The 24,248-nt window shown below is 69.4% G+C and carries 24 protein-coding genes; 14 read left to right on the top strand and 10 right to left on the bottom strand.

The features are described from left to right. Positions 1-15 precede the first annotated feature (15 nt). Together J7D54_RS13675 and J7D54_RS13670 are read left to right on the top strand one after the other, a co-directional pair. On the top strand, positions 16-1,875 hold the full coding sequence (locus J7D54_RS13675; protein ID WP_182763173.1) for a N,N-dimethylformamidase beta subunit family domain-containing protein: 1,860 nt from the start codon (positions 16-18) through the stop codon (positions 1,873-1,875). Positions 1,876-1,923: 48 nt separating this feature from the next. Beyond that, entirely contained in the window at positions 1,924-2,949 is a 1,026-nt protein-coding gene (locus J7D54_RS13670) for a beta-propeller fold lactonase family protein (protein WP_182763174.1), read from the top strand. A gap of 60 nt (positions 2,950-3,009) precedes the next feature. On the opposite strand, the gene J7D54_RS13665 is transcribed toward J7D54_RS13670, so the two are convergent. Further along, positions 3,010-3,270: a hypothetical protein gene (locus J7D54_RS13665; RefSeq protein ID WP_182763175.1), complete on the bottom strand. Its 261-nt coding sequence runs from the start codon at positions 3,268-3,270 to the stop codon at positions 3,010-3,012. A gap of 90 nt (positions 3,271-3,360) precedes the next feature. Here J7D54_RS13665 and J7D54_RS13660 point away from each other — a divergent pair, with 90 nt between their 5' ends. The 4 genes from J7D54_RS13660 (at position 3,361) to J7D54_RS13645 (ending at position 4,522) form a co-directional block, all read left to right on the top strand. Beyond that, entirely contained in the window at positions 3,361-3,642 is a 282-nt protein-coding gene (locus J7D54_RS13660; protein ID WP_209455152.1) for a type II toxin-antitoxin system Phd/YefM family antitoxin, read from the top strand. After that, on the top strand, positions 3,639-3,908 hold the full coding sequence (locus J7D54_RS13655) for a type II toxin-antitoxin system RelE/ParE family toxin (protein ID WP_182763176.1): 270 nt from the start codon (positions 3,639-3,641) through the stop codon (positions 3,906-3,908). The genes J7D54_RS13660 and J7D54_RS13655 overlap by 4 nt, the downstream gene beginning before the upstream one ends. Positions 3,909-3,970: 62 nt before the next feature. Further along, positions 3,971-4,204 (top strand): YlcI/YnfO family protein, encoded by a 234-nt coding sequence (locus J7D54_RS13650; protein ID WP_182763177.1) that lies wholly within the window; start codon positions 3,971-3,973, stop codon positions 4,202-4,204. Positions 4,205-4,207: 3 nt separating this feature from the next. Further along, positions 4,208-4,522 carry a type II toxin-antitoxin system PemK/MazF family toxin gene (locus J7D54_RS13645; RefSeq protein WP_182763178.1) on the top strand — a complete coding sequence of 105 codons (315 nt, stop codon included), beginning with the start codon at positions 4,208-4,210 and terminating at the stop codon, positions 4,520-4,522. Positions 4,523-4,646: 124 nt separating this feature from the next. Here the strand turns inward: J7D54_RS13645 and arfB are convergent, their stop codons facing one another. Then, complete coding sequence (gene arfB, locus J7D54_RS13640) at positions 4,647-5,087, bottom strand: alternative ribosome rescue aminoacyl-tRNA hydrolase ArfB (RefSeq protein WP_182763179.1); 441 nt, start codon at positions 5,085-5,087, stop codon at positions 4,647-4,649. Between the two features lie 323 nt (positions 5,088-5,410). On the opposite strand from arfB, the gene J7D54_RS13635 reads away from it, so the two are divergent. The 3 genes from J7D54_RS13635 to J7D54_RS13625 all read left to right on the top strand — a co-directional run bounded on the left by J7D54_RS13635 (position 5,411) and on the right by J7D54_RS13625 (position 7,591). Then, the gene (locus tag J7D54_RS13635; RefSeq protein WP_182763180.1) at positions 5,411-5,839 is read left to right on the top strand and encodes a deaminase; all 429 of its coding nucleotides are present in this window, start codon (positions 5,411-5,413) and stop codon (positions 5,837-5,839) included. 40 nt (positions 5,840-5,879) lie between these two features. After that, entirely contained in the window at positions 5,880-6,614 is a 735-nt protein-coding gene (locus J7D54_RS13630; protein ID WP_182763181.1) for a phosphatase PAP2 family protein, read from the top strand. A 98-nt stretch (positions 6,615-6,712) separates the two neighbouring features. Beyond that, positions 6,713-7,591 (top strand): fructose bisphosphate aldolase, encoded by an 879-nt coding sequence (locus J7D54_RS13625; protein ID WP_182763182.1) that lies wholly within the window; start codon positions 6,713-6,715, stop codon positions 7,589-7,591. Between the two features lie 63 nt (positions 7,592-7,654). Here the strand turns inward: J7D54_RS13625 and J7D54_RS13620 are convergent, their stop codons facing one another. Beyond that, positions 7,655-9,022, bottom strand: a complete 1,368-nt coding sequence (locus tag J7D54_RS13620; protein WP_182763183.1) for a 6-phospho-beta-glucosidase — start codon at positions 9,020-9,022, stop codon at positions 7,655-7,657. Beyond that, positions 9,019-9,786 carry a DeoR/GlpR family DNA-binding transcription regulator gene (locus tag J7D54_RS13615; RefSeq protein ID WP_182763184.1) on the bottom strand — a complete coding sequence of 256 codons (768 nt, stop codon included), beginning with the start codon at positions 9,784-9,786 and terminating at the stop codon, positions 9,019-9,021. The genes J7D54_RS13620 and J7D54_RS13615 overlap by 4 nt, the downstream gene beginning before the upstream one ends. A gap of 103 nt (positions 9,787-9,889) precedes the next feature. Between J7D54_RS13615 and J7D54_RS13610 the strand changes: the two genes are divergently transcribed. From J7D54_RS13610 to J7D54_RS13590, 5 genes are all read left to right on the top strand, one after another. Then, on the top strand, positions 9,890-11,272 hold the full coding sequence (locus tag J7D54_RS13610; RefSeq protein WP_182763185.1) for an ABC transporter substrate-binding protein: 1,383 nt from the start codon (positions 9,890-9,892) through the stop codon (positions 11,270-11,272). Between the two features lie 3 nt (positions 11,273-11,275). Next, positions 11,276-12,190, top strand: coding sequence for a carbohydrate ABC transporter permease (locus J7D54_RS13605; protein WP_182763186.1), 915 nt, complete (start codon positions 11,276-11,278; stop codon positions 12,188-12,190). Next, a complete protein-coding gene (locus tag J7D54_RS13600) occupies positions 12,187-12,996 on the top strand; it encodes a carbohydrate ABC transporter permease (RefSeq protein WP_245244035.1) in 810 nt (269 codons plus the stop codon). The genes J7D54_RS13605 and J7D54_RS13600 overlap by 4 nt, the downstream gene beginning before the upstream one ends. Next, positions 12,993-14,159 (top strand): carbohydrate kinase family protein, encoded by a 1,167-nt coding sequence (locus J7D54_RS13595; protein WP_182763187.1) that lies wholly within the window; start codon positions 12,993-12,995, stop codon positions 14,157-14,159. The genes J7D54_RS13600 and J7D54_RS13595 overlap by 4 nt, the downstream gene beginning before the upstream one ends. A gap of 117 nt (positions 14,160-14,276) precedes the next feature. After that, positions 14,277-17,759 (top strand): PIG-L family deacetylase, encoded by a 3,483-nt coding sequence (locus J7D54_RS13590; protein ID WP_182763188.1) that lies wholly within the window; start codon positions 14,277-14,279, stop codon positions 17,757-17,759. Between the two features lie 54 nt (positions 17,760-17,813). Here J7D54_RS13590 and J7D54_RS13585 read toward each other — a convergent pair whose 3' ends face one another. The 6 genes from J7D54_RS13585 to J7D54_RS13560 all read right to left on the bottom strand — a co-directional run bounded on the left by J7D54_RS13585 (position 17,814) and on the right by J7D54_RS13560 (position 24,247). Then, positions 17,814-20,504: a LysM peptidoglycan-binding domain-containing protein gene (locus J7D54_RS13585; protein ID WP_182763189.1), complete on the bottom strand. Its 2,691-nt coding sequence runs from the start codon at positions 20,502-20,504 to the stop codon at positions 17,814-17,816. Between the two features lies 1 nt (position 20,505). Beyond that, the gene (locus J7D54_RS13580; protein ID WP_182763397.1) at positions 20,506-20,688 is read right to left on the bottom strand and encodes a hypothetical protein; all 183 of its coding nucleotides are present in this window, start codon (positions 20,686-20,688) and stop codon (positions 20,506-20,508) included. Positions 20,689-20,797: 109 nt separating this feature from the next. Next, positions 20,798-21,673, bottom strand: a complete 876-nt coding sequence (locus J7D54_RS13575) for a hypothetical protein (protein WP_182763190.1) — start codon at positions 21,671-21,673, stop codon at positions 20,798-20,800. Further along, complete coding sequence (locus J7D54_RS13570) at positions 21,670-22,329, bottom strand: type II secretion system F family protein (RefSeq protein WP_245244033.1); 660 nt, start codon at positions 22,327-22,329, stop codon at positions 21,670-21,672. The genes J7D54_RS13575 and J7D54_RS13570 overlap by 4 nt, the downstream gene beginning before the upstream one ends. A gap of 188 nt (positions 22,330-22,517) precedes the next feature. Next, a complete protein-coding gene (locus tag J7D54_RS13565; RefSeq protein ID WP_182763191.1) occupies positions 22,518-23,969 on the bottom strand; it encodes a CpaF family protein in 1,452 nt (483 codons plus the stop codon). After that, positions 23,966-24,247 carry a hypothetical protein gene (locus J7D54_RS13560; protein WP_182763192.1) on the bottom strand — a complete coding sequence of 94 codons (282 nt, stop codon included), beginning with the start codon at positions 24,245-24,247 and terminating at the stop codon, positions 23,966-23,968. The genes J7D54_RS13565 and J7D54_RS13560 overlap by 4 nt, the downstream gene beginning before the upstream one ends. Position 24,248: the final 1 nt, after the last annotated feature.

Below are 24,248 nucleotides of genomic sequence, written 5' to 3'. Positions count from 1 at the left end.
TCCTATCGTGGGGACGTGGCTCTCCGGCGTTCTTCAGCACTGCTCCTCGCCATCGCCCTGGTGTGGAGCGTCTTCACGCCGTCCGTGGCGACGGCCGACGAAGGCCTCCACAACTGGCGGGTCCCCCTCGCCCAGCAGGCGACCGACACGGAGCTCAAGGGATTCGTCGGCGCCGAGAGCCTCCTCCCCGGCCAGCCCATGGAACTGCGGGTGCACAGCCCCTCCCAGGGCGTGGCCGTTGACGTGTACCGCATCGGCGACTACGGCGGCCGCGGCGGGCTCAGGGTGGCGCAACTGCCCGCCCAACCCGGCGTCGCGCAGCAGCCCTGCACGCTCGAAGAGGGCAACATGGTGGACTGCTCCGGGTGGGAGGTCACGCACACCCTCGACACCACCGGCTGGCTGCCGGGCATGTACTACGTGAACCTGCGCCACGCGTCGGGCAGGTCCAAGACGGTGCCGGTCATCCTGCGCTCGCGCTCGCACCGCGGCACGGTGACGGTGATGTCGGCGACGGCCACCCACCAGGCGTACAACCCGATGGGCAACTTCAGCCTCTACCAGGGCTACCAGGATGGGCGCTCCGCCTTCGAGTACCGCGCGCACCGCGTCTCGTTCATGCGCCCCCAGGCGTTCGAGGGGAACCGCACCCTCAAGGTGCAGGAGTACGAGGTGGGGTTGATCCAGCAACTCGAGTCGCTGGGCGTGCCTCTCTCCTACACCACGAACTTCGCGCTGCATCAAGGGGCGGCGCAGTACGCCGGCTCGCCGGCCATGGTGTTCCTCGGCCACGACGAGTACTGGAGCTGGGAGATGCGACGCGCGGCCGAGACGTTGCGCGACTCCGGCACCAACCTGCTCTTCCTCGGTGCCAACACTGCCTACTGGCGCATCCGGTGGAACGCCGATGGCGCCATCGTGACCAGCTACAAGGACGCCAGCCTAGACCCGGTGCAGGGCCCGACCACCACGGACCTCTGGCGACGGAGCCCGGGGGCGGATCCCGAGGCCGTGCTGCTGGGTTCGCAGTACACGTGCGCGTCTCGTTCCCGGGAAACGGCGCCCCTGGTGGTCACGGATCCGACGTTCTGGGGGTTCGCGGGCCTCGGCGTGACCGCCGGCGCCCAGTACCCGGGGCTCGTCGGTCATGAGATCGACCGGTTGGCGAAGCAGTCGCCTGACTCCACTGTCGTGGTGGCGCACAGCCCGTTGCGGTGCACCAACGACGCCAACGCCTTCTCGGACATCACGTACTACTCGGCACCGTCCGGGGCGGGGGTGGTGAACCTGGGGTCGTTCGCGTTCGCGTGGGCGGTGTCGCCTTGGATGGAATCCGCGCCGGCCAGGTCGCAGGCGTTCGCGCGCGGGCTCGTGCGCAACCTGGTGACGGAAGCGGCGAAGGGTCCGCTGGGGCTGCGCCATCCGAGCGTCGAGCCCCCTCCGGATTTCGTGAAGAACCCAGAGCTTCTCTACGTGACGCCGGGCGAGCACCTGGTCAACGGGCGGCGCTGGCGCACCTCGTGCGAGCCGTACTCGGTGACCGAGCGCTGCCGCACGGAGATCTGGGGCACGGTGGTCAGCCAGGCTGGCGGCCGGTTCGTGCAGAGCACCGGCTGGCTGTTCAACAACCTCACCTACAAGCCCACGCCGCGTTCGGTCTGGGCCGGCAACCCGCTGGCCACAACTGGCGAATGGACGAGCAACGGCCGGCGGTGGCGCACCGAATGCGACACGGCCGCCACGGGCTGGGGCGGCTGCCGCAGCTACCTGGTGGCCTCGGTGATCGCCTACTCGGTGGGCGCCGACGGGACGGGCAGCTACGCCTGGCGCAATCAGTGGACGTTCAACTCGATGGTGTCGTTCACGCCCGCGTGACGTGGCCAACACCTCCCGGGTGCCCGGCCCTGTGCCTAAGCTTGCGCCATGAGCAATGACGCGATGGTCCTGGTCGGAAACTCCAAGGGCGGCACACTCACCACCCTGCGGATCAGCGACGAGCAGCTGATCCGGGTGAGCGACGTCGCCGTCGGCGCGGGGTGCAGTACGTTCGCCGTCGACCATGCCCGTGGCCTGCTGTATGTCGCCACATCGGAGCCGGCGCCCGCGATCCTGACGCTGCGCATCGATCGGGAGAACGGCCGGCATCAGGAGGTGGCGCGCCGCCCGGTGGAGGATCCGTTGGCCTACCTGGACGTGTCGCCGAAGGGCCACATGCTGCTGGCCGCCTCCTACCACGGCGGCTGGGGCGCGTCGTACCGCGTTGTCGACGGCGTGGTGGGCGATCCGTCGGCACGCCTGGAGAGCCGGAACATGCACGCAGCACTGTTCGACCCGAGCGGCCACAACGCCTACTTCGTGTCGCTGGGCGACGACCGCATCGCCCAGTTCGCCACCACCGTCGACGGCGGACTCTCCGAACTGTCTGAACCGTTCATCCACGCCACGCCCGGGACGGGGCCGCGGCACCTCATCTTCTCGCCGGACAGCAACCACGCGTACCTCCTGACCGAGTTCACCGGTGAGGCCATCCACTTCGAACGCGGCGAATCCGGCCGGCTGACCTGTCGCGAGGAGGTCCCGGCCTTCGACGTGACGCGGGGGCTGCACACGTCGTCGTTCGGGGTGGACCCCATGGCGGGTCACCTGGTGTGGGGCGCGGACCTGGCGCTGGCCGCCGGGGGCCGGTGGCTGCTGTGCACTGAGCGCACGGAGTCGACGGTGGGCGCAGTCGCCGTCGAAGCGGACGGCTCGCTACGCGGCCCGGCCGTGATCACCGATACGGAGACGCAGCCGCGCGGGCTGACGGTGTCGCCTGAGGGTGAGCATGTCGTCGTGGTGGGGGAGCGCAGCGGGCACGCCTCGCTGTACCGGATCTACGACGACGGCCACCTGGTGCTGCAGAGCCAGCTCGAGACGGGCGCAGGCCCCAACTGGGTCCGCTTCCTGTGACGGTTGTCCACAGGGTTACCCACACCCGGGGATAAATCACACGGCTGTGTTTCCGTCATGTCAGGCTGTTGGAGCGCCGTCCTCCGCGCGAGGTTCAGGGGTCTCGCCGTTGGCGACCTCGTCGATCCAGTCGTTCGCCTCGTCCGACAGGTATAGCCCGGCTGGACCGCTCTGGCCGACCCACCATGCATCGGTGCTGACGATGCCGCCTGCCCCAGTGATTTCTTCGACAAGGTCGGTCGGGACCTGGTCACCGTTGTTTTCCATCAAATACTCACGGGACTGCTGACGAAGCTTCGGCCACCACGCTTCGATACTCATGGGCGACATCATCCATCACTGCGATGTGATGCGCCAGACGCGGCAGATGCGCGCATTGCAGGGTGCCGGATTGTGGCTACACTTGTAGCCATGACCGTGGAAGGATCGATGGCGCTACGGGACGTCAAAAACCACCTGTCCGAAGTGGTAGACCAGGTGGAACGTGAGCACGACCGGGTGGTGATCACCAAGCATGGCCGCCCCGCGGCCGTCGTGGTCAGCATCGACGACCTCGCCTCGCTCGAAGAGACCCTGGACATCGCCGGCCGTCCCCAGCTGATGCGTCAAGTCCGATCCAGCCTGACCGAACTCTCCGCAGGCGACGCGGAAGTCATGACCAAGGACGAGATCCTTCGCACCCTCACCGCATGAGCGACGACGCTCCCCTGTCCATCGCCTGGACCCCTACTGCCAAGCGCGCCCTGATCCATCTCCCGGAGAAGGTAGCCGCAGCAGCGATGGAGTTCATCTACGCGCCCGTGGCCGCGAACCCGCGTCGCGTCGGCAAGGCCCTGCGTCGTGAAATGGAAGGCCTCCACAGCGCACGACGCGGGGACTTCCGCATCATCTACCGCATCTCCGACGTCGTCACCATCGTGGCCATCGACCACCGGTCCGACGTCTACAGGAGCCAATGACCACCCCAGCGCGGCATGAGCGTGCATCCCGATGTGGGACCCGTGCTGGTATGATCGGTGACATGACTGTGCAGATCGCGATCCGCCTGCCCGACGACATGGTGGCCTTCCTCGACAAGTCCGTGGCCGCCGGCAACGCTCCCAGCCGAGCAGCACTCGTGGCACGTGCCGTCGAGCGCGAGATGCGCCGTCAGGTTGCCGAGCACGACGCCGCCATCCTGCGCGAGCGGGGCACCACTGACGAGCTCGACGAGCTGGTCAACTGGTCCGTCGCACACACGACCGTCGAGGACTGACCCGTGCGCGAGATCTGCCTGGTGCGGCTCGACAAGACACGACCAGCAGTCGTTCTGACTCGCGCGGCCGCGCGTGCTGCCATGACGAAAGTCACGATCGCGCCGATCACCTCCACCATCAAGGGCCTGTCCAGCGAGGTTCCGGTCGGCCCTGCCAACGGCCTCGACCACGACGGCGTGATCTCCCTCGACAACGTCGTCACCGTTCCGAGCAGGCTGCTCGGCCGGACCGTCGGGTTTCTGACCTACGCACAAGAGGCCGAGCTCGCCCGGGCGGTCGTCCTGGCCTACGACCTGGACATCCCGCTGCTCGATTGACGACCGCGAAGGTTCACGCCGGGTGCGGCAGTTCCGGGGCCAAACGTCCCGATCTACCAATTGCCGAGCGCAGCCCGCAGATTGCAGCGCGCTCGACAATGCGTCGCGCCGAAGGAGGGCCCGCTCATTCGCCCGGGCGACGGCGCGCGCTCTTCAGCTCCGCCCTGTGCTTCTTGGACCGCAACCGGCGTTCCACCGATCCCCTGGTCGGGCGGGTGGCCCGCCGCTTCGGTGGGGGCGGGGCGAGCGCCTCGCGAAGCATCGCAGCCAGCCGCTGGCGGGCGGCGGCGCGGTTGCGGAGTTGCGAGCGCTCCTCCGAGGCTTCGACGGCGAGCACCCCGTCGGCCATTCTGTGCCGCAGCCGGTGCAGCACCCGCCGACGCTGCGCCTCCGTGAGCGTGGTCGAGGCACGGACGTCGAAAGAGAGCTGCACCTTGCTGTCGGTGGTGTTGACCCCCTGACCGCCGGGGCCGGACGAGCGGGCGAACCGCTCCCGCAGTTCGCCGGCCGGGATGACCAGGCCGTCGGGAATCCCCGGGCCCGGGTCGACGGTCAGCTCGCTCATGCCCTGGAGTCTACGAGGATCAGTACCCCAGACGGATCCCCGCGCCTGCCGTGCCGCAATAGGCTGCCAGGCATGGTGCGGAGATCCTGGGGATGGGTGCTGGCGGTGGCCGGGCGGGCGCCCTGATCCTCGCCGGTCGCCTGGTGCGCCGCCGGCGCCAAGCGGCTGCTGCGGGAGTCCTGAGCGGGTGGCTCCTGCTGGGTGCCCACTACGTGCTGGGGCAGGTCCTCGGCGTCTGCACCGGCCCTCGTCCTCGGCGGCGCAGGTTTCGTTGCCGCGCTGCGCCGAGGGTGCAGGACTGTGCGGGTTCTAGACTCAGCCGCATGACGCGCCCCTCGTTCGACGAACTCGGCCTCGCCACCGCACGCCTCTGGGCCTCCCGGAGCGCCGACGCGAAGGTCCAGGTGGGCGCCTGCCTGCTGGACAGGTGGCACCGCGTGGTCGGCGTCGGTTACAACGGCCGGGCCGCCGGCGAACCGAACCAACGCGAATCCATGGCCCAAGGCCAGAGCGGGTTCATCCACGCGGAGGTCAATGCCCTCCTGGCTGCGAACTGGAACGGCGAGGGCCACACCCTGTTCGTCACCCACGAGCCGTGCGCCACGTGCGCCCGGTTGATCATCAACTCGCGCCGCGTGACACGGGTCGTCTACGAGACCGGCTACACGGAAGTGGTGCGCTCCGAAGTGGGCCTCCCGTCCGGGGCCCAGATCCTGCGCGACGGCGGGCTCAGCGTCGAACTAGCTGGCTGAGTCCGCGGCCAGTGGCCGGCGTCCGTGCGAGCATTGTCGGATGCAACTGCCTGACTCGACGCCCAAAGCCAAGGCGTCCGCCCTCCTCGGCACCACCCTCGTCGTCGCCCTGCTGGCGGCCATCGGCCTGACCGAGTTGTTCGGAGAGATCCTCGAGTCGGTCGGCGACAGGGACGGTGTCGCGGCCTGGGACCGCCCTGCACTCGACTGGGCCCTCGCCGCACGCACCCCGGGGTTCACCTCGTTCGTCGCCTGGTACTCGAACACCGGCGGCCCCCTCTGGCAGCCGATCATCACAGGGGTCGTCGTCGCATTCCTGTGCTGGCGTTGGCGCGACATCACCCCCCTCATCCTCACCGTCATCGCGGTGGGTGGCTCGCTGCTCATCACCGTCCTGGGCAAGAACTACATCGGCCGGGCCCGGCCCCCCATCGCGGAGGCGGTGCCGCCCTACGAGTCGTCGATGAGCTTCCCCAGCGGACACAGCCTCAATGCGCTGGTCATCGCAGGCATCCTCGCCTACCTGCTGATCCGCCATGTCTGGAACCGGAAACGGGGGCTCACCTGGCTCATCGCCGGTCTGGCGGCGCTCTACGCCATCTCGATGGGCCTCTCCCGGGTCTTCTTGGGGCACCACTGGTTGACCGATGTGTTCGGCGCCTGGGCCATCGGTCTGGCGTGGCTCGCCGTCGTCATCGGTTGCCACCGCATCTGGCACGCCGTGCGGTCCCGGACGGAGCCCGGGCCGGTGGAGGAGGAACGCGCTCCCGCCTGAAACCCCCAGTCAATGGTGGAACAATGGAAGTGTCAATGGAGCCGGGCGGCGTCGCCCGCCCGCCCGGCGCGGCCACGCGTAGAAGGGAAGGGCGCCCCATGTTTGAGAACCACTTCGAAAAGATGCAGAGCGCACCCGGCTTCATCGCCGCGCTCGACCAGAGCGGTGGCAGCACGCCTGGCGCACTGAAGCGTTACGGCATCGAATCCTGGGCCGATGAGACCGAGATGTTCGACCGCGTCCACGAGATGCGGACCCGGATCATGACCAGCGCCAGCTTCGACGGCGACCGGATCCTCGGCGCCATCCTCTTCGAGGACACCATGCGCCGACAGGTGGAGGGACAACCCACCGCCCAGTACCTGTGGAAGGTCAAGGGAGTGGTGCCCATCCTGAAGGTGGACAAGGGCCTACGGGAGGAGGAGTCCGGCGCCCGCCTGATGAAGGACATGCCGCAACTCGACGACGTGCTCGCGGAGGCGCGGGACAACAAGGTGTTCGGCACCAAGATGCGCTCGGTCGTCATGACCCCCGGTGCCGGCTTGAAGGCCGCCGTCGATCAGCAGTTCGACATCGGTCGGCACATCTTCGCCGCCGGCCTGGTGCCCATCCTCGAGCCCGAGGTCGACATCAAGAGCCCGCTCAAGGCGGACGCCGAACAGCAGCTCCACGACTTCCTGATGGAGGGCCTCGACTCCCTCCCAGACGACGAATGGGTCATGCTCAAACTGACGCTGCCGGAGGTGGACGACCTGTACCGCGACGTCGTCGGCCACCCGCGGGTGCTCAGGGTGTTCGCACTCTCCGGCGGCTACACGCGCGCCGAATCCAACGAGCGCCTCGGACGTCAGCACGGGGTCGTGGCCAGCTTCTCCCGCGCCCTCACCGAGGGGCTCATGGGGAGCCAGACCCAGGAGGAGTTCGACGCGCTGCTCGACGAGTCGATCGGCAGCATCTACGCCGCGTCGAACACCTGAGCGGAGTTGCGCAGATGTGGGCGGCGGGCCTCGGCGGCGCCCTCCACATTCCGGCCACCCGGCTCAATCGGCGAACAGCGCGGCGATCTCCTCGTGCGCGGCGATGTAGCCGTCGAGAAGTTTGCGCCCCAGCTCCGGCGAGTTGACCAGCGGGTGCGAGGCGAAGCCCTCCCAGGCCTTGTCCGCATCACGGGTGAGGGCGGCCTCGGCGATGGCCTGCTCGGCGCCGCGGAGCCGGGCCATCAGGCCCAGTTCGAGGAGGCTCACGGGCCCGACGGGCAGTGGGTGCACCCCGTCGCCATCGACGACACAGGCGACCTCCACCACCACGTCGTCGGGCAGCTCCGGCACCACGCGCCGGCCGTCCGACAGGTTCGCGACGTCGAGGATCATCCGCTCGGGCTGCCCCGTGGCCAGCGCCCGCATCATCCGCAGCGCGACCTCCTGGTAGCCACCGCCCATGTCCTCCTCGCGGCGCTCCTCGTCGCGGGCCTCGGCCATGTAGGTGGCCTCACGCTCGTGCAGCACCTCGTGCCACAGGCGCAGCGGGTCGGCGGCCCCGGCGACATTCTCGTAGAACTGGCCCTGCTGCGCCGCCAGGTACTGGCCGCGGGTCTGCTCGTTCTGCCCGATCCGTCCGACGGCGGAGTCTGTGTGCCAGTAGTAGTAGAGGTATTCATTGGGCAGGGCGCCGAGCGCGCGCACGAAGTCCTTGCCGATCAGCCGGGCCTCTTCGATGGTGTCGAGCCGGGCGTCGTCGGCGAGGATCTCCGGCAACCTGTCCACGCCGTCGACGCTGACCGACCGGAGGAAACCCATGTGGTTGAGCCCCAGGTAGTCGTAGTCCACGCGGTCCTGGTCGTGCTCGAGCGAGACGCCCAGCAGCCGCGACACCCGCCGCACCAGCCCGATGGGGGTGTCGCAGATGCCGACGACGCGCTCGCCGAGCACCCGGCGCATGGACTGCGTCACGATGCCGGCCGGGTTGGTGAAGTTGATGGTCCAGGCCTCGGGCGCCACCTCGGCGATGGCCGTGGCGACCTCGTGCATCACCGGGATGGTCCGCAGCGCGTAGGCCAGCCCGCCTGGGCCGATCGTCTCCTGGCCGAGCAGCCCGAGATCGAGCGCCACCCGCTCGTCCTTCACCCGGCCCGCGGGCCCGCCCACCCGGATCGCGGAGAAGATGAAGTCGGCGCCCGCCAGGGCGGTGCGCAGGTCCGTGCCGGTCCGCAGCGTCGGCGGATTCTCGAGCTGCGCCGCCCGCGCGCGGATGACCCGCTCGATGCCATCGAGCCGTTCCTGGGAGGTGTCGTAGAGCACGACCTCCTCGATGAAGGGCCGGCCGTCCGACATGGCCACCGGATCTGTGGCCACCGCTTCGTAGACGAGGGGTACGCGGAAGCCGCCGCCGCCGAGGATCACGAGTTTCATGGGTAGCGAACCTCCAGATTCGTTTCAGGGGGAAGGTGCAGCGACTCCGGCCCCGCTGGGCTGTCGGTGATGAGTCCGGTGAAGGCTGTGACGGGGGCGATCTCGAGGAATCCGGCGCCCGGGAACTTGGCGTGGTCCGCCAACAGCCAGGAACGGGTGGACACCTCGATCATGGCCCGCTTGACGGGCACCTCGCTGGGCGTCGAATCGAGGACCGCACCGTCGGGCCGGATGCCGGCGGCCCCCAGGAACGCCACGTCGACGCGGACCTGACGCAGGCACGACTCCGTCAACACCCCCACCAGCGACTGATAATTGGGCCTGAGGACGCCGCCCATCACCACGAGGTCGACGTGCGGGGCGTCGCTCAGTTTCGCCACCACCGCCAAGGAGGCCGTGACCACCGTGATGGACCGTGACCGCAGGTAGGGGCACATGGCGAACACGGTGGTGCCGATGTCGAGCGCCACGACGTCGCCGTCGTTGATCAACTCGGCGGCCGCCTTGGCAATGCGGCGCTTCTCGTGGGTCTCCTGCCCGGCCACCACGTCGAAGGCGGCGTGGTCGGCCTCGGGACGGATGCTGTGCGGCCGGCAGGCGCCACCGCGCACCCGCTCGACGAGGCCCGCGTCGGACAGCTGTTGGAGGTCGCGCCGGACGGTAGCCTCGGACACACCCAGCGTGCTGGCGAGTTCGGGCACCGACGCGGAGCCCTTCGCGTGCACGAACTCCGCCACCCTGCGGAGGCGCACATCTGTCAGCATGACACCGACCCTAGCCCCGATGACCAAGCATTATCGCTAAACATCGATCATCACCGAACAGAACGTGGCAGACTCAGAGCCACAGACAGTCAAGGAGGACCTCATGTCGCCCAGTCCATTCAGTCGGCTGCTCAAAGCGGCCGTTGCGGCCGCTGCGTCGCTCAGCATGCTCGCAGCCTGCGCCCCTGGATCTGACGCCCCGGACGAGACCGCCGCCCCGGCCGACGGCGGCTCGAGCGCCGCGGCTGAGCCCAGCGTCGACCCGGCCAGCCTGGGCGACATCACGCTCACCGTGTGGGACCAGGAGGTCCGCGGCAGCCAGAACGACGCGCTCGTCGCCCTCAACGAAGCGTTCATGGAGAAGTACCCCAACATCACCATCGACCGCCAGAGCCAGTCCTTCGACGACCTCAAGGCGCAGGTCTCCCTGGCGCTCAGCGGCAACGACGTGCCCGATGTCGTCCAGGTCAACAACGCCCGCGGCGACATGGGCCAGTTCGTCACGGCCGGTCAGCTCACCGACCTGTCGCCGTACGCGGCGCAGTACGGCTGGGAGGACCGCTTCCCGGCCTCGGTGCTCTCGAAGGTGCGCTACTCCGCCGACGGCACGACGTTCGGCGAGGGCAACCTGTACGGACTCCCGCAGACCGGTGAGATCGTCGGCATCTTCTACTCGAAGAAGAAGCTCGAGGGACTGGGCGCGGAACTGCCCACCACCTGGGACGAGTACTTCGCCATCCTGGACCAGGCGAAGGAGGCCGGCGAGCAGCCGATGATCCTCGGCAACATCGAGGGCTGGCCCGCCATCCACGTCTTCGGCCCGCTGATGGCCAACTACATTGAGCCCGAAGAGGCCGTGAAGCTGGGCATGGGCAACGCCGGCGCCAGCTGGGTCTCCGACGGCAACAAGGCCGCCATGGAACAGTTCGCCAAGTGGGGCGCGGAGGGCTACTTCGGCACCTCGCCCAACGGCACCGACTACGACGCCGCGTGGAACGACTTCACCAAGGGCACCGGCGTCTTCCTGCCCGGCGGCTCCTGGCTCGGCACCGACATGGAGGGCGTCATGGGCGAGGACCTCGGCTTCATGGCCCCGCCGCCCGCAGTCAACGGCGAACTCGCCACCACTGGTGGCACCGGCATCCCGTTCTCCATCCCGGCCAACGCCGAGAACAAGGACGCGGCCGTGGCCTACATCGACTACATCACCAGCGACGAGGCCATGAAGCTCATCGCCGAGAACGGCGGCTTCCCGGTGCTCGGCGCCGCCGACCTGGCGCCTGAGTCCGGCGTCCAGAAGGAGATCTTCGAGGCGTTCGACAAGGTCTCCCAGGAGGGCACGCTACTGCCGTACCTCGACTACGCCACGCCCACGTTCTCCGACACCGCGGGCCAGGGCCTCCAGGAGGTCCTCGGCGGGCAGCGCTCGGCCGACGAGGTGCTGCAGGCGTTCGAGGACGACTACAAGGGCTTCACGGGCGAGTGACCCATGGCAGGTCGAGGTAGGCGGGGGAAGGGCAACCCGTCCGCGGTGATCCGCGGGCGGGCGACGCCCTATCTGTACCTCCTGCCCGCCTTCCTCGTCTACGCCGCCTTCCTTCTCTATCCGCTGCTGAGGGCCGGCCAGTTCTCGCTGTACGACTGGCCGGGCTTCGGCCCGTCCACCTTCGTGGGCCTGGGCAACTACGCAGACCTGCTCGGCGACCGTCGCTTCCTCGCCGCCATCAGCCACGCGCTGGTCCTGATCTTCTTCTACTCGATCCTGCCCCTGGTGGTGGGCCTCGTGCTCGCCGCAGTGCTGCGGCGCGGCCAGGTTCGCGGCCTCGGGTTCTTCCGCGTCGTGATTTTCATGCCTCAGGTGATCGCGCTGGTCGTGGTCGCCGTCGCCTGGTACCAGATTTATTCGCCGCGCGGCCTGCTCAACGCGGTGCTCGAACTCGTCGGGCTGAGCGACTTCGCGCGCGGCTGGCTGGGCGACCCGGACTTCGCGCTCCCCGCCGTCGGCATGATCGGCTTCTGGTTGTCCACCGGCCTGGTCATGCTGCTGCTCCTGGCCGGCATGAGCCGGATCCCCAACGACCTCTATGAGGCGGCCCGCCTCGACGGCGCCGGCCCGGTGCGCGAGTTCTTCGCCATCACGCTGCCCAGCGTCCGCGCCGAGATCACCACCGCGCTCGTGCTGACGATCATCGCCGCGCTGAAGACGTTCGACCTGGTCTACGTCACCACCTCCGGTGGGCCCGGCACGGCGACGACGGTGCCCAGCTATGAGGTCTACAACCGCGCGTTCAACCTCAAGCAGGTGGGCTCCGCGTCGGCCGTCGCGATCGTGCTGACGCTGCTGGTGTTCATCATCAACGTGTTCGTGTCGCGCATCGGTGAAGAGAAGGAGGTGCGACGGTGAAGGTCTCGGCCGGCGAGAAGCTGATGAACTACCTCATCCTGAGCCTCTTCGCGCTCTTCGCGCTGTTCCCCATCATCACCATCCTCCTCACCTCGCTGCGCCCGCAGATCGGCGTCGTGGGAGGAGCGTTCCACTGGGAGAACTTCGTCACGGCGTGGGAGCTGGGCCGCTTCGGCACGGCGCTGACCAACTCGCTGCTGGTGGCGCTCCTCGTGGTGAGTGTGGCGCTGGTCCTGTCGATCCTGGCCGGCTACGCGTTCGGCACGATGCAGTTCCGCGGGTCCACGGTGCTGTTCTACCTGTTCCTCCTGGGCCTGATGGTGCCGGCCGAGGCCATCGTCATCCCGCTGTTCTTCGACCTGCGCAACCTGGGCCTCACGGACACGATCTGGGCGATCGCCGCGCCGCAGATCGCGCAGTCGGTGGCCTTCGGCACGTTCTGGATGCGCGCCCAGTTCCGCGCCCTGCCCCGCAACCTCATCGAGGCGGCCGCCATCGACGGCACCTCCGGCATGGCCGCGCTGTGGCGCATCATCGTGCCGCCGTCGCTGCCGTCCATCGCGACGGTGGCCGTGCTGATGTTCATGTGGACCTGGAACGAGTTCCTCATCCCGCTGATCATGAGCCCCGGCGGGCAGTGGCGCACCGCGCCGCTCGGCCTGGCCATCTTCAAGGGCCAGTACACCTCGGATCACGCGCTGCTCGCCGCGGCGGGCGTGATCATCGCGGCACCCATCATCCTGGTGTTCCTGCTACTCCAGCGCTACTTCATCAGCGGCATGCTGGAAGGAGCGTCGAAGGAATGAACCAGCATCAGCACCAGGAACCCGTCTGTTACGACTGCTGGGACTGGGATCCGCTCGCTGATCTGCGCAGCGACGACGACCCGCCGCTGGACGTGGTGACCACCGGCCCGCTCTTCTTCGACCTGATCTTCACCGGCCTGCCCCGGCTCCCGGAGCCCGGCGAGGAACTGTTCAGCACCGGCATGGGCTCCTGCCCGGGCGGCATCGCGAACCTGTCGACGGCGACGGCCCGGCTGGGCCTGCGCACCGGCCTGGTCACCGGCTTCGGCGACGACGCCTACGCCGACTGGATGTGGGACACGCTGGCCAACCAGGAACACATCGACCTGTCCTGCTCGCGGCGCTTCCAGAACTTCCACTCGGCCATCACCGTGTCCATGGCCTTCAGGGGCGACCGCGGCATGGTCACCCACGAGCACGTCCTCCCTGAACCCCTCGACGACCTCCTGCTCACCGCCCCCGCAGCCCGCGCCGCTGCCGTCGACCTGAAGCGGCCCGGCCTCTGGTGGGACAAGCTCCGCCACGACAACACGCTGATGTTCGCCGACGTCGGCTTCGACGAGACGGGGCGCTGGGACAAGGCGCACCTCGCCCCCCTCAGCCAGTGCCACGCCTTCACCCCCAACGCCGTGGAGGCGATGGGCTACACGCGCACGGACCGGCCGAGCCACGCCGTCCGGGCGCTCGCCAACCTCGTGCCGCTGGCGGTGGTGACCGACGGCGTGCGGGGCTCGTACGCCATCGACAACACGACGGGGGAGGAGGCCTACTGCCCCAGCGTCGCCGTCGACGCCATCGACCCGACGGGGGCCGGCGACGTGTTCGCCGCCGCCATCATCCTGGGCACCATCTCCGGCTGGAGCCTGGAGCAGCGACTGCAGTTCGCCTCGCTCAGCTCATCGCTGGCGGTGCGGCAGTTCGGCGGCTCGCTGGCCGCCCCCGGCTGGGGCGACCTGGCCGACTGGTGGCGCAACCTCGAGAAGCTCCGCGAGGAGGGCGACCTCCGCGCGGCCCACATCGGCCGGGAGTACGCGTTCCTCGCAGACCTCATCCCCACGCACCCGGTGCACGGCGTGCGCCGGGCTGAGGGCACGTTCGCGCTGGCCTCAGATGCGGACTCGCCCCTCGCGCGCCCCGTTCCGGACGCCGAGCCCCGGGGCTGACAGCCCTTTTCAATCAACTTCACGCAGACTCTCGCAAATGCACACAGGTCATGCCTAGTATGACCATCATCCTCATCCAACTAGGGCAACGCCGTCGTTGCCATTGGAGGTTTCCTGATGAGACGCAAGTTGCTAGCCCTGGTCGGCGCATTGGCCGTCGGTTTCGGTCTACAAGTCCCAGCGTGGGCGCAGGACGTTGAGCTCGCCGTGGGCGAGCCGTCCGTGACCACCGAGGTCAATCCCAACAAGATCGATGTGCTCGGCATCTGGGCCCATCCCGATGATGACGCCGGTTTCACCACCCCCTGTGGCGTCTGGACTGACCGCTACGACGTCAAGTGCGGCGTCGTCATGCTCACGCGTGGCGAGGGCGGCTCGAACTCGGTCGGCGACGAGGCCGGCCCGGATCTCGGCCTGCGCCGCGAGAACGAGGACCGCACCTCCTTCTACCGCTCGGGCGTGTACGACATCTACAACATCGACGCAGTGGACTTCTGGTACAACACCAGCGCCGCCCTCACCGAGGACGTCTGGGGCTCCGAGCGTATCCAGCGCCAGGTGGTGCACGTCATCCGCCAGACCCAGCCGGAGATCCTGATGGGATGGGCCCCCAGCCCCGCAGGGCACGGCCACCACCAGTACTCGGGCCGGGTGAACTGGGAGGCGGTGCAAATGGCCGCGGATCCCAACGCCTTCCCCGAGCAGCTCACCGGCCCCGACGCGGTGGAGCCGTGGCAGGTGAAGGTGGTCACCTCCGGCGCAGCCACCAACGGCACGGGCGGACAGCTCGCCGCTGAATGCAACGCGGGCTTCGTGCCGGCCGACAACAACCAATTCACCGTCGTGGGGACGTGGACCGGGTTCGAGTCGCCGTACACGTGGCTCGAGGGCAACGTGCAGGGCATGGAGCCGGGCACCCCGATGACGTGGGCGCAGGTTGGCCGCGAGGGCAACCGGGCGCACCCCACCCAGGCGCGCACCAAGCACACCGGTGTGTTCGAGCCGTTCTGTCAGCGCTACGGCATCGCGCAGTCGCTGGTGCCGTTCCAGCCCAACGGCACCGCCGCGAACGCGCGCGACGACGCCATTCTCTTCGGCACCCTCGTCGCTGATCCCGGCGGCATGCCGTTGGGTTCGACCTACACGATCGACGTCGGCGACTACTTCCAGGCCCCCGGCGTGCCGTTCGACGTGACCGTTACGGCGAGGTCGGGTGAAGGCACGATCGCCGCCGGCGACGTCACCCTCGGGCTGCCCGAAGGCTGGACCGTCACCGGCGACCCCGAGCTCGGCCCCATCACCAGTAACGCCGAAGCCAGCGTGACCCTCACCGTCACCCCGTCCGCGGATGCCGCGCTCGCCCGCTACAAGATCGAGGCCCTCTTCGACAACGGCTCCGTGACCGCCTACAACGATTCCCGCGTCCAGCTGGTCGCCGGGGTCGAGGGGCAGTTCGAGCGCTGGGGCAACTTCGCCTCCTACGAGGCGTGGGCCGACGAGTTCACGCGCGTGTCGGGTCGCTCCGCGGCTGAGCGCCAGATCGGTGCCGGCGAGTCGGTGACGATCCCCGTGATCGTCAGCAACCGCACCACCGTGCCCCAGAGCGGCAACGTCTCGGTCACCGTTCCGGCCGGCTTCACCGTCGACGAGGTGACCAAGCCGTACACGGCGCTGGCCGCCGGCGCCCAGACGACGGTCGACTTCGTCGTCACCCATACTGACCCGGCAGATCCGGGCGGGCGGATCGCGGAGGTGCCGATCGTGACGACGGCCACCGCGCTCGGCTCGACGAGCACCGAGACGCTGCGGCTGTACGTGGTGCCCACCACGGTGATCCCCGAGGCTGAGGTGGCGCCCGTGGTTGACGGTGTCGCCGATGACTTCTACGGCCCCGCCCTCGACATCGGCCGCCGCTGGGAGGGGGCGGCGTGTGATCCCGACGGCACCGACTGCGGCGCGGGCAGCACCGTGAGGCTCGCCTGGCACGGCGACGCCCTCTACGCCCAGGCGTTCGTGGTGGACAACATCGCCAGCGCCGCCGCCACGCCTGAGCGTTGCTTCGGCCACTGGCTGGTGGATTCGGTGGAGGTGCTCCTCGATCCCCTCGGCGGGTCGCGCGACACGTCGACGACGTTCAAGACCGGCATCATGCCGTTCACGGACGACGCCTCGGGTGCCGCGGGTCAGGGCCCCAACGGGCCGTGCTGGAGCCGCGACGCCGACAACCACCAGGGCTTCTCGTCCGGTCCGCTGGCCGCCACCGTTGAGGGCGGGCCCAACTCGCCCGGCCAGGAAGTGGCTGTCGACTTCGACCTCAACGAGGACGGCACCTACGTCGACGGCGGTTTCACCGTCGAGGTGAAGATCCCGCTGGAGAACCTGCCTGCGGCAGTGGTGACCAGCACCGCCCCCACGGGTTCCCAGGCGACCAACGTGGTGGACCCGGATTACCTGGGTCTCAACGTGACGCCGTACGACTCCGACGTGGCTACCTTCATCGGCAAGACGCGCACCGCGTGGTCGCCGTTCGGGAGCCAGCAGTCCGAGCCGTACCGCTGGGGCCACGCCTACCTCGACGGCTACACGGCGCCTGAGGGTCGTTCGACCACTCCGGACACGCCGCAGATCCCCGATCAGGCGTTGCTCGGCGTCGAGTCGCCTCAGACCATCTACCAGTCCGCCGCCCGGGGCGTGACCATCGCGGGTCTGGACGCGAGCCGTGCGCTCACCGTCCAGGACGTGTCGTTCGACGACGACGGGGCCACCATTTCCGTCGCCAGCGCCAAGGCCGGCACGCTGCGTGCCTTCGCCTGGAACGGCAACCCCGCCGCCATCCCGGTCTGGGTGTCCAGCTGTGAGGGCGACGAGTGGGGCTTCTCCACCTGTGACCTCGCCTCCGACACCGCGGCCGCGCCGTGGGGCGATGACATGGGTGGGCGTCTGCTCGGCTCCGTCGAGAAGGCCATCAGCACAGGTGCCTCCACCGTCCGGTTGGCGTTGGACGCAGCAGACCTGGAGACGCTGATGGGCGAGGACGGCACCATCCTGATCTCGTTCCAGGAGAGCGCCACCAGCGCGGTCAACGCCTGGGCCTACCCCGTGGTGCTGCGCGAGGTGGAGCCGACGAAGCCGCCGGTCACGCCGCCCGCGTCGCCCGGTAAGCCGGACTTCGTGCGCACGCCTCCTTACACGCTGCCGGGTTACCACGACCTCAACGGCCGCAAGTGGCAGACCACGTGTGAGGCGTACTCGCAGACCGAGCGTTGCTGGACCTACATCTGGGCCACGACCATCAAGGTGGACGACGGGAAGTTCGTGCGCACCACGGGCTGGGCGTTCAACAACCTCACCTACCTGCCGTACATGACCCGCGCCGACTGGGCGAAGAACCCGCTGGGGTTCACGGGGGCATGGACCGCGACCGACGGCCGCATGTGGCGCACCGAGTGCGACACGCCTGCCACCGGCCGGGGCGGCTGCCGCTCCTACGCGAAGGTGACGGTGTACCAGGCGCATGCGAAGCCCACCGGTGGGTACACGTTCACCCAGAGCAACGAGTGGGTGTTCAACAACATCGTGCTGTTCAAGGAACGCGTCTGATCCCTGAGCGGTTGATGTGAAGCGGGGCGGGTGGCGGTTGCCGCCCGCCCCTCCTCATTCGGACAGGGCGCGCCGGGCGGGTGTCTGCATCGCGTCCTGGACCCGGATGGCGAGTGCCGGCTCGAGGTCACGGCCTTCAGCCCGCAGCGCCCGGTTGAGCCGGACGACCGCGTGCTCCGCGTCGGCCTGACTCCCAGTCCTGAGGAGGGCCTCGATCTCGCGCACGGCGAGCGCGTCGTCTGAGGGTGAGCCGAGCCGACCCCGGGCGATGGCCCACATGGCGGTCTCGAGGTCTCCCTGGTCCAGCGAGCGGTCCGCCAGGACGCAGGCGGCGTCGACGATCATCGCGATCATGTCGGCGCGCAGTTGCTGGGCCCATTGCCACTGGAACCCGAAGGTGCCGAGCGGCTCGCCGCGGACCATGGCGAGGGCGTCCCGGAGGGCGTGGCTACCCGCCATGTTCACGCCGCCGCTGAGCAGGGCGACGAACTGCTCCCAATCCGAGGTGACGCGTTCGTCGAGCGCGATCCTTCCGGTGTAGGCGTCCGGTAGGTAGGGCTGGCCGGCTGGGTCCGCCCCCAACCAGGTGCGCAGCCAGCTCATGTTCGAGCGGCGGGTGGCATCCGCCACCTGGAGGTCGCGCAGCATCCGGCTGGGCGTGGCGCCGGGGTTCTGGAGCAGCCAGGCACAGTATTCCAGGCACTGCCCCAGCGCTCGGGTGGGGGCGATGCCGGTGGTCCCGCCCAGTTCCACCGGCCCGAGGAGGGAGAGCACGGGATGGGGCGGTGAGCTGAGCCTGGTGGTCATGGGTCGCTCCTCGGGGCGGTCCAGCCGGGGGAGGGGGAGAACGTTGGGTGGGAGATCGTCGTCGCCCTTCCACCAGGGCGCAGGCTCCGTGTCGAGCCGGCCGGTGGTGGCGAACAGTTCGACGAGCGCTCGGCGGGCCGGGGCGGTGACGAGTTGAGGGGTGAACGTGCGACCCCGGAACAGACCCTGCTCCTCGCTGACGAGCACCTGGGCGAAGCGCAGGGGGGATGGGCCCACTGTCGGCGCCACCACTGAGACGCCCACCTCGCCCAGCGCGAGGGCATCGCCCACCGCGTCGAGGTGAGCAGGTTCCAGACGTTCGAGGAAGACGACGACGGTGGGCGCGAAGGCATCGCGCAGGTCGTCGTCTGCGCGCATGGCGGCCAGCGTGCCCTGGCGCATCGCGAGTCGGCGCTCGGAACAGAGGCGTGCCAGCCTGTGAAGGCCCGCCGCCGTATCGTTCTCGCTGCTGACGCGTGGGTCGTCGATGGCCCGCACCCAGTCGTCGCCGCCCACCACGACCAGCGACACGCTGCTCGCCGACGGGTTGCAGGACAATTCCGTCACGATGGCACCGAGCGCCGACACGGCCTCGTCGCCGTCGAACAGGACGGCTCGCTCGGCCTCGAGGTCCGCGTTGACGGCTTCCTCGCCGTCCCACCCGAGCACCACGGCGGTGGGTCCGGAAGCTGGGGCCCCGGCCACCCCCGTCTCGGATCTGTGCGCCAACGCCGTCCAGAACTGCGAGACCTGCCGGGGCACGGGGATCAGGCGCCGGCCCAGCGCCCGGGCGAGCACCTGTGCCCGACGCCGCGTCGCCACGCCGAGCAGCACGGAACTGGCCAGCGCCGCGCCCACGGGTTCGAGCATCCCGGAGAAGTCCTCCGCTGATCCGGTGTCCTGATCGTCGGCGTCCGCAGCTTCGTCTGTCTCTGTGGCCTCCTGGCCAGCCGCGGCAGCGGGATCCTGAGGGTGCTCCGGTGGCGCCGCGTCGATGGGGTACCCCCGGCCGACGGCCTCAGCAACCGCCTCCTCGGGTGACCCCGGTTGGGACGTGGTGGGCGACTCGGCCTGCTCGACGGTGGGGGGAGTCGTCGGCTCGGCGACTGCCTCGGGGGCCGGTTCTGCGACGGGAGCGACGGCGCCTGCAGTGCCCTCAGGTAGGCGGAGTTCCCACCCCACCTCGATCAGGTCCGGGTCTGCCACCATGTCGGCGTTGGCGCGGTGCAGCTCAGGCCAGCGGCTGGGATCTCCCAGTTCGGCGCCGGCGATGTGCCAGAGGGTGTCGCCTTCCTGAACCACCACGGTGTGCGGAGGTTCTGCGGCGTCTTCGGGCAGGGTGAGGATGTCGCCCGGGTGGAGATGCGAGACGTCCGAGACGCCCTCGTTCAGCGCCACGATCTCCCGCCAGCGCTCTCCCGAACCCAACTCGCGCTCTGCGATGGCCCAGAGCTCGTCACCGGGCTGCACCGTATAGCTACGCCCGGCTGGGGCGGTTGACGAGGCGGCGGGCGCCGTCGCGTCCATCCCCGCGGCGGCAGGAGCGCGTGGTGGCTCTGCGACAAGTGGGGCGGTGCCGCCATCTGCCATGGCGAGGGTGGGGGAGGCCACCGCCGCCATCACGAGGGCGCCGACGGCCGGACGTAGCCAGCCGGTGCCCGGCAGCGTCACGCGGATCCGCTGCCTGCTGAGGACCGCAATCAGCTCCAGCAGCACCGTGAGCGCCACGACCGCCCACGCGGCCCAGGCCACGACGCTGAAGAGCCCCAGGATGAGCCGGGAATCTGCCCCCAGGGTGAGGGCCGCGACCCAGTCGACCCCCAGCAGGTGGGTGGCGTCGGTGAACCGGTACAGGAACCACGGCACGCCGACGAGCAGCGCGCCCAAGGCGAGGATCGCCGAGCCCGCCGAGGCCAACCGGATGCCGAGAGTCCTCACGTCAGCCCGGCAGGTTGTCGGTCACGTAGGCGGTGATGACCGTGATGATGATGACGGCGATGCCGGCCGCTCCCGCGAGCAGGATGGCGTTCTCGGTGCTCTGGCTGAGGCCACGCTCGTCGCGCCGCGGGGCCGGAACGAGGGTGCGGACGATGAGTTCTACGGTCTGGTGGATTGCTGACATGGTTCCTCCTCAAAGGACACTCTGGTTGATGGGGAGCTCGGTACACCTGTTTTCCACAGGTCGGCAGGAAAGTCGAAAAAGTTGTCCACAGGGGGAGAAAGGCTTGACATCAACCCCCGATCAGGGTGAGGAGCGCCGGGGCGACCAGGGCGACGCCGAGCAGGAGCGCGGGGATGGTCATCCAGAGGGTCATCGCCTCGCTGGCCTCCTGCGCCTTCGCCTTCTGCTGGCTGAGGTGCGCGTCGCGCAGTTCGCGCACGCGGGCGCGGAGGGCGTCGGCGACACCGGCGCCCTGCTCTTCGAGTTGCATGACGTCGCTGAAGTCTGCCAGTTCCGGAATGCCCCACTCCGCCGCGATGCGCCGGAGCTCCGGCCACGGTTGCACCTGCTCCATCCGCGCCCGCTCGAGCCCGGCGGAGATCCGCCTGAACAGCGCGGCGTCGGAGATGGCGGCCGCGTTCGCCGCAGCCTGCGCGGCCGAGGCGTTGGCGAGGCGTTCCAGCACGGCCAGGTCGAAGAACGTGTGGATCCCGTCGACCGCTGAGCGCTTCTGTTCCTCGGAGCCGGAGCGCAGCCGGAGATCCGCGATGAAGTAGCCGGCGGTCGCTCCGGCCAGCGCCACCAGGAAGGGAGTGAGGCCGACCGGGCGTCCCATCGCGAACTGCAGCCCGCCCCAGAGGGCGGGGAGGAAGAATCCAGTGACCGTCCAGACGAGCTTCTCCACGAAGAAGTCGCCGACGGTGCGGTCCTGCATGAGCAGCAGCCGCTGTTGCCGGGCGGTGAGCGGCAGCCTGAGCCGACGGTGGAGGCGCTCACCCCAGTTGTCGACTCCCACGGAACCGGCTGGTTCGGCCGGGGTCTGTCGCCGGTCGAGCAGCGCCAGCGCGTCGTCCAGCCGGACGGGCGCAGTGAGTGCCCCGCGGATCACCAGCAACGACCCGAAGCCCGTGAGCATGCCGAAGGCGATCGCCAGCCCCATCATCACGACCGGCTCCTCAGGAAGCGCGGCGCCATGGGCGGCACGGTCTGGCGCCGCAGCACCACCAGGCAGCCCAGGTAGGCGCAGGCCAGGGTGACGGCGAGCAGTTGCCCCAGCGGGGAGCGGTAGGGCGCGAAGAACTCGCCGTTGAAGAGCAGGGCCGCGCCCAGCACGGCCAAGGTGATGTAGGTGACCTGCCGGACGACCGCCCTGGGCTTCGCGCGCTCGGCCGCCACTTCCCGCAATGCGCGCAGCCGGTCCTGGCTGGTGTCCGAGAGCGCCGCGAGGGTGGCACGGGCACCGGCCCCACCACGGCCTGCGGCGATCACCAGGGCGGCGACCACCGCGTCGGCATCTGCTGAGCGGAGTTCATCTGCGAGCGCGAAAAGCGCGTCACGCATCGTCCACCGCTGATCGAGGCGCACGCACAGCCGGACGACCGGCTCGGTGAGGACTGGCGGCACTTGTTGCCGGGTGGCGAAGATGGCATCACGGATGGACTTGCCCGAGGAGAGCGCGGTGGCGAGCAGCCTGACCCACCTGTCCAGCGCCGCGATCACCTCGATCTCCCGGTTCGGCGGGGCCATGAGCAGCAGTGGCACGATGATCGCCGCACCGGGCACCAACAGCAGGGCGGGCAGCCACCCCGTGATGACGGTCACCAGAACGCCGGCGCCCAGGGCGCCTCCGAACCACGCTCTGCGACGCGGCGTGAGGCTTGTCCACCACTGCCTGAGTCTTGTCCACAGGCCTGTGGATGAAGCTGTGGACAGGGGATGGGCGCGGCGTAGACCAGCCACCAGCAGGGTGAGGCCCAACCCGACCGCGCACCCCATGGCGGCCGCCACCATCACCCCCACAGCGACGCCCCGTCGAACTCCGCGAGTTCCGCGGACATGGCGGCCTCAGGCTGGAACCACTCCTGCTGGGAGGCGGTTGCCGCCCGGTAGACGAGGTGCGTGGCGGGGCGGCCGGCTTCGACGGACCCGGTGAGTTGGCGCACCTCCGAGACGAAGCGGCGACGCTGACCGCCGCGCCACGTGTCGTCGGTGAGTTGCACGTGCACGAGGAAGTCAATGTGGTGCGCGATCTGGTTCATCGCGTCCTCGATGCTGAGCACGCGTCCCTGCGCCACCCGCGCGGCCAGACGGTCGATGGTGGAGGTGGCCGAGTGGGAGTGCGTGGTACTCAGCACCCCCGCGCCCGATTGCAGGGCCTCAAACATGGCGCCAGCCTCTGCGCCACGCACCTCTCCGACGACCAGCCGGGTGAGGTTCTGCCGCAGCGCCTCGGGGATGAGGTCTGCGACGGTGTAGTCGCCGACCCCGACGCCGCCGGAGGTCTCGCCCATCCCCACGCGGGCCTGGAGGGCGAGGACGTTGCGACGGTTGTGCAGCAGGTGGGTCAGGAGTTCGTAGTCCGTCTCCAGGGTGCCGAATCGTTCGTTGGGGTGGATGGCGGCAATCAGTGCCCGCAGGAGGGTGGTCTTGCCGGCCCCCTGGTCTCCCGAGATCACCACGGATTTCCTGGCGAGCACCGCCGACTGCAGCAGCCTGGCGACGTACGGCGGCAACATGCCGGTTTCGGCCAGGTCTGACAGCGTCACGTCGGTGAGCCGGTGCTGCCGGATGACGACGCTCGGCCGGTACGACAGGCCGAAGCCGATCGCGTGCAGGCGGAAGCGGCTCCCGAGGGCGAGGGTCATCGTCGGATGGAGGTCGTCGAAGGGGCGCGGCGGCGAGGCGGTCTCGCCCAGGAAGCGGATCGCGTCGACCAGCTCCTCGTCGGAATCCGCGACGGCGGGGTGGGCCACCCGCCTGCCGTCGCCGTACTGGATCATCACGGAGTCGCAGCCGTGGATCTCGATGTTCTCGGCCTCCGGGATCTCGAAGAGCGGTTGGAGCCGCCCGTAGCCGAAGATGGCGCTCTCCACGGCGTCGGCGTAGCGCGTCTCGAGTTCCATGGGCCACAGCGCCTCGCCGGAGTCGCCGAGTGCCTGGGCGTGAGCGTGGACCACGCGTCGGATGATGGAGCGGCCCTGGACGCGTCTATCGGCCTCAGGCATGGGCTGGCCGTGGCCGTTGAGCCATTCGGAACCGGCGAGCGAGATCGCCTCGGCCGCCTCCCGTCGGAGTGTCACCACCAGCTGCCAGTCCACGGTCGACGGCGGCCCAGGGAGGCGCGGTGGCGTGGCGGGCGAGCTGGCACCGCGTGAGGCCCGCGTCGGCAGCGTGGGCCCGGCCGGGGAGGCGCCGAGCCTGCCGAGCGCCCCTGACAACGGTGGGAGTTCATGCACGCTCATCTGGCACCTCCGCTCACCAGCGTCGCCACCTGTCGCGCCCGGCTGAGTCGATCGGAGACCGCCTTCGCGTCAGCCCTCAGCCGGCCCATGAACGATCCCTCGAAGAACCGGCGCGGCTCGCGCTCGCCGTCACTCAGGACGTCGGCGGACTTCGGCTCCCACGGCACCTCGGCCCAGACGGGCACGGCGAATTGGGCCGCGATCTCCGAGGCGGAGTACGGCCGTCCGGCGCCCACCACGGCCAGGCCCACAGCCGGCTGCTGAGGAAGCGCCGCCACT

Source organism: Tessaracoccus sp. MC1865 (assembly GCF_017815535.1).
Lineage (GTDB): Bacteria > Actinomycetota > Actinomycetes > Propionibacteriales > Propionibacteriaceae > Arachnia.
The sequence above is the reverse complement of the archived record's forward strand: the minus strand, read 5'-3'. Positions and strand labels throughout refer to the sequence as shown.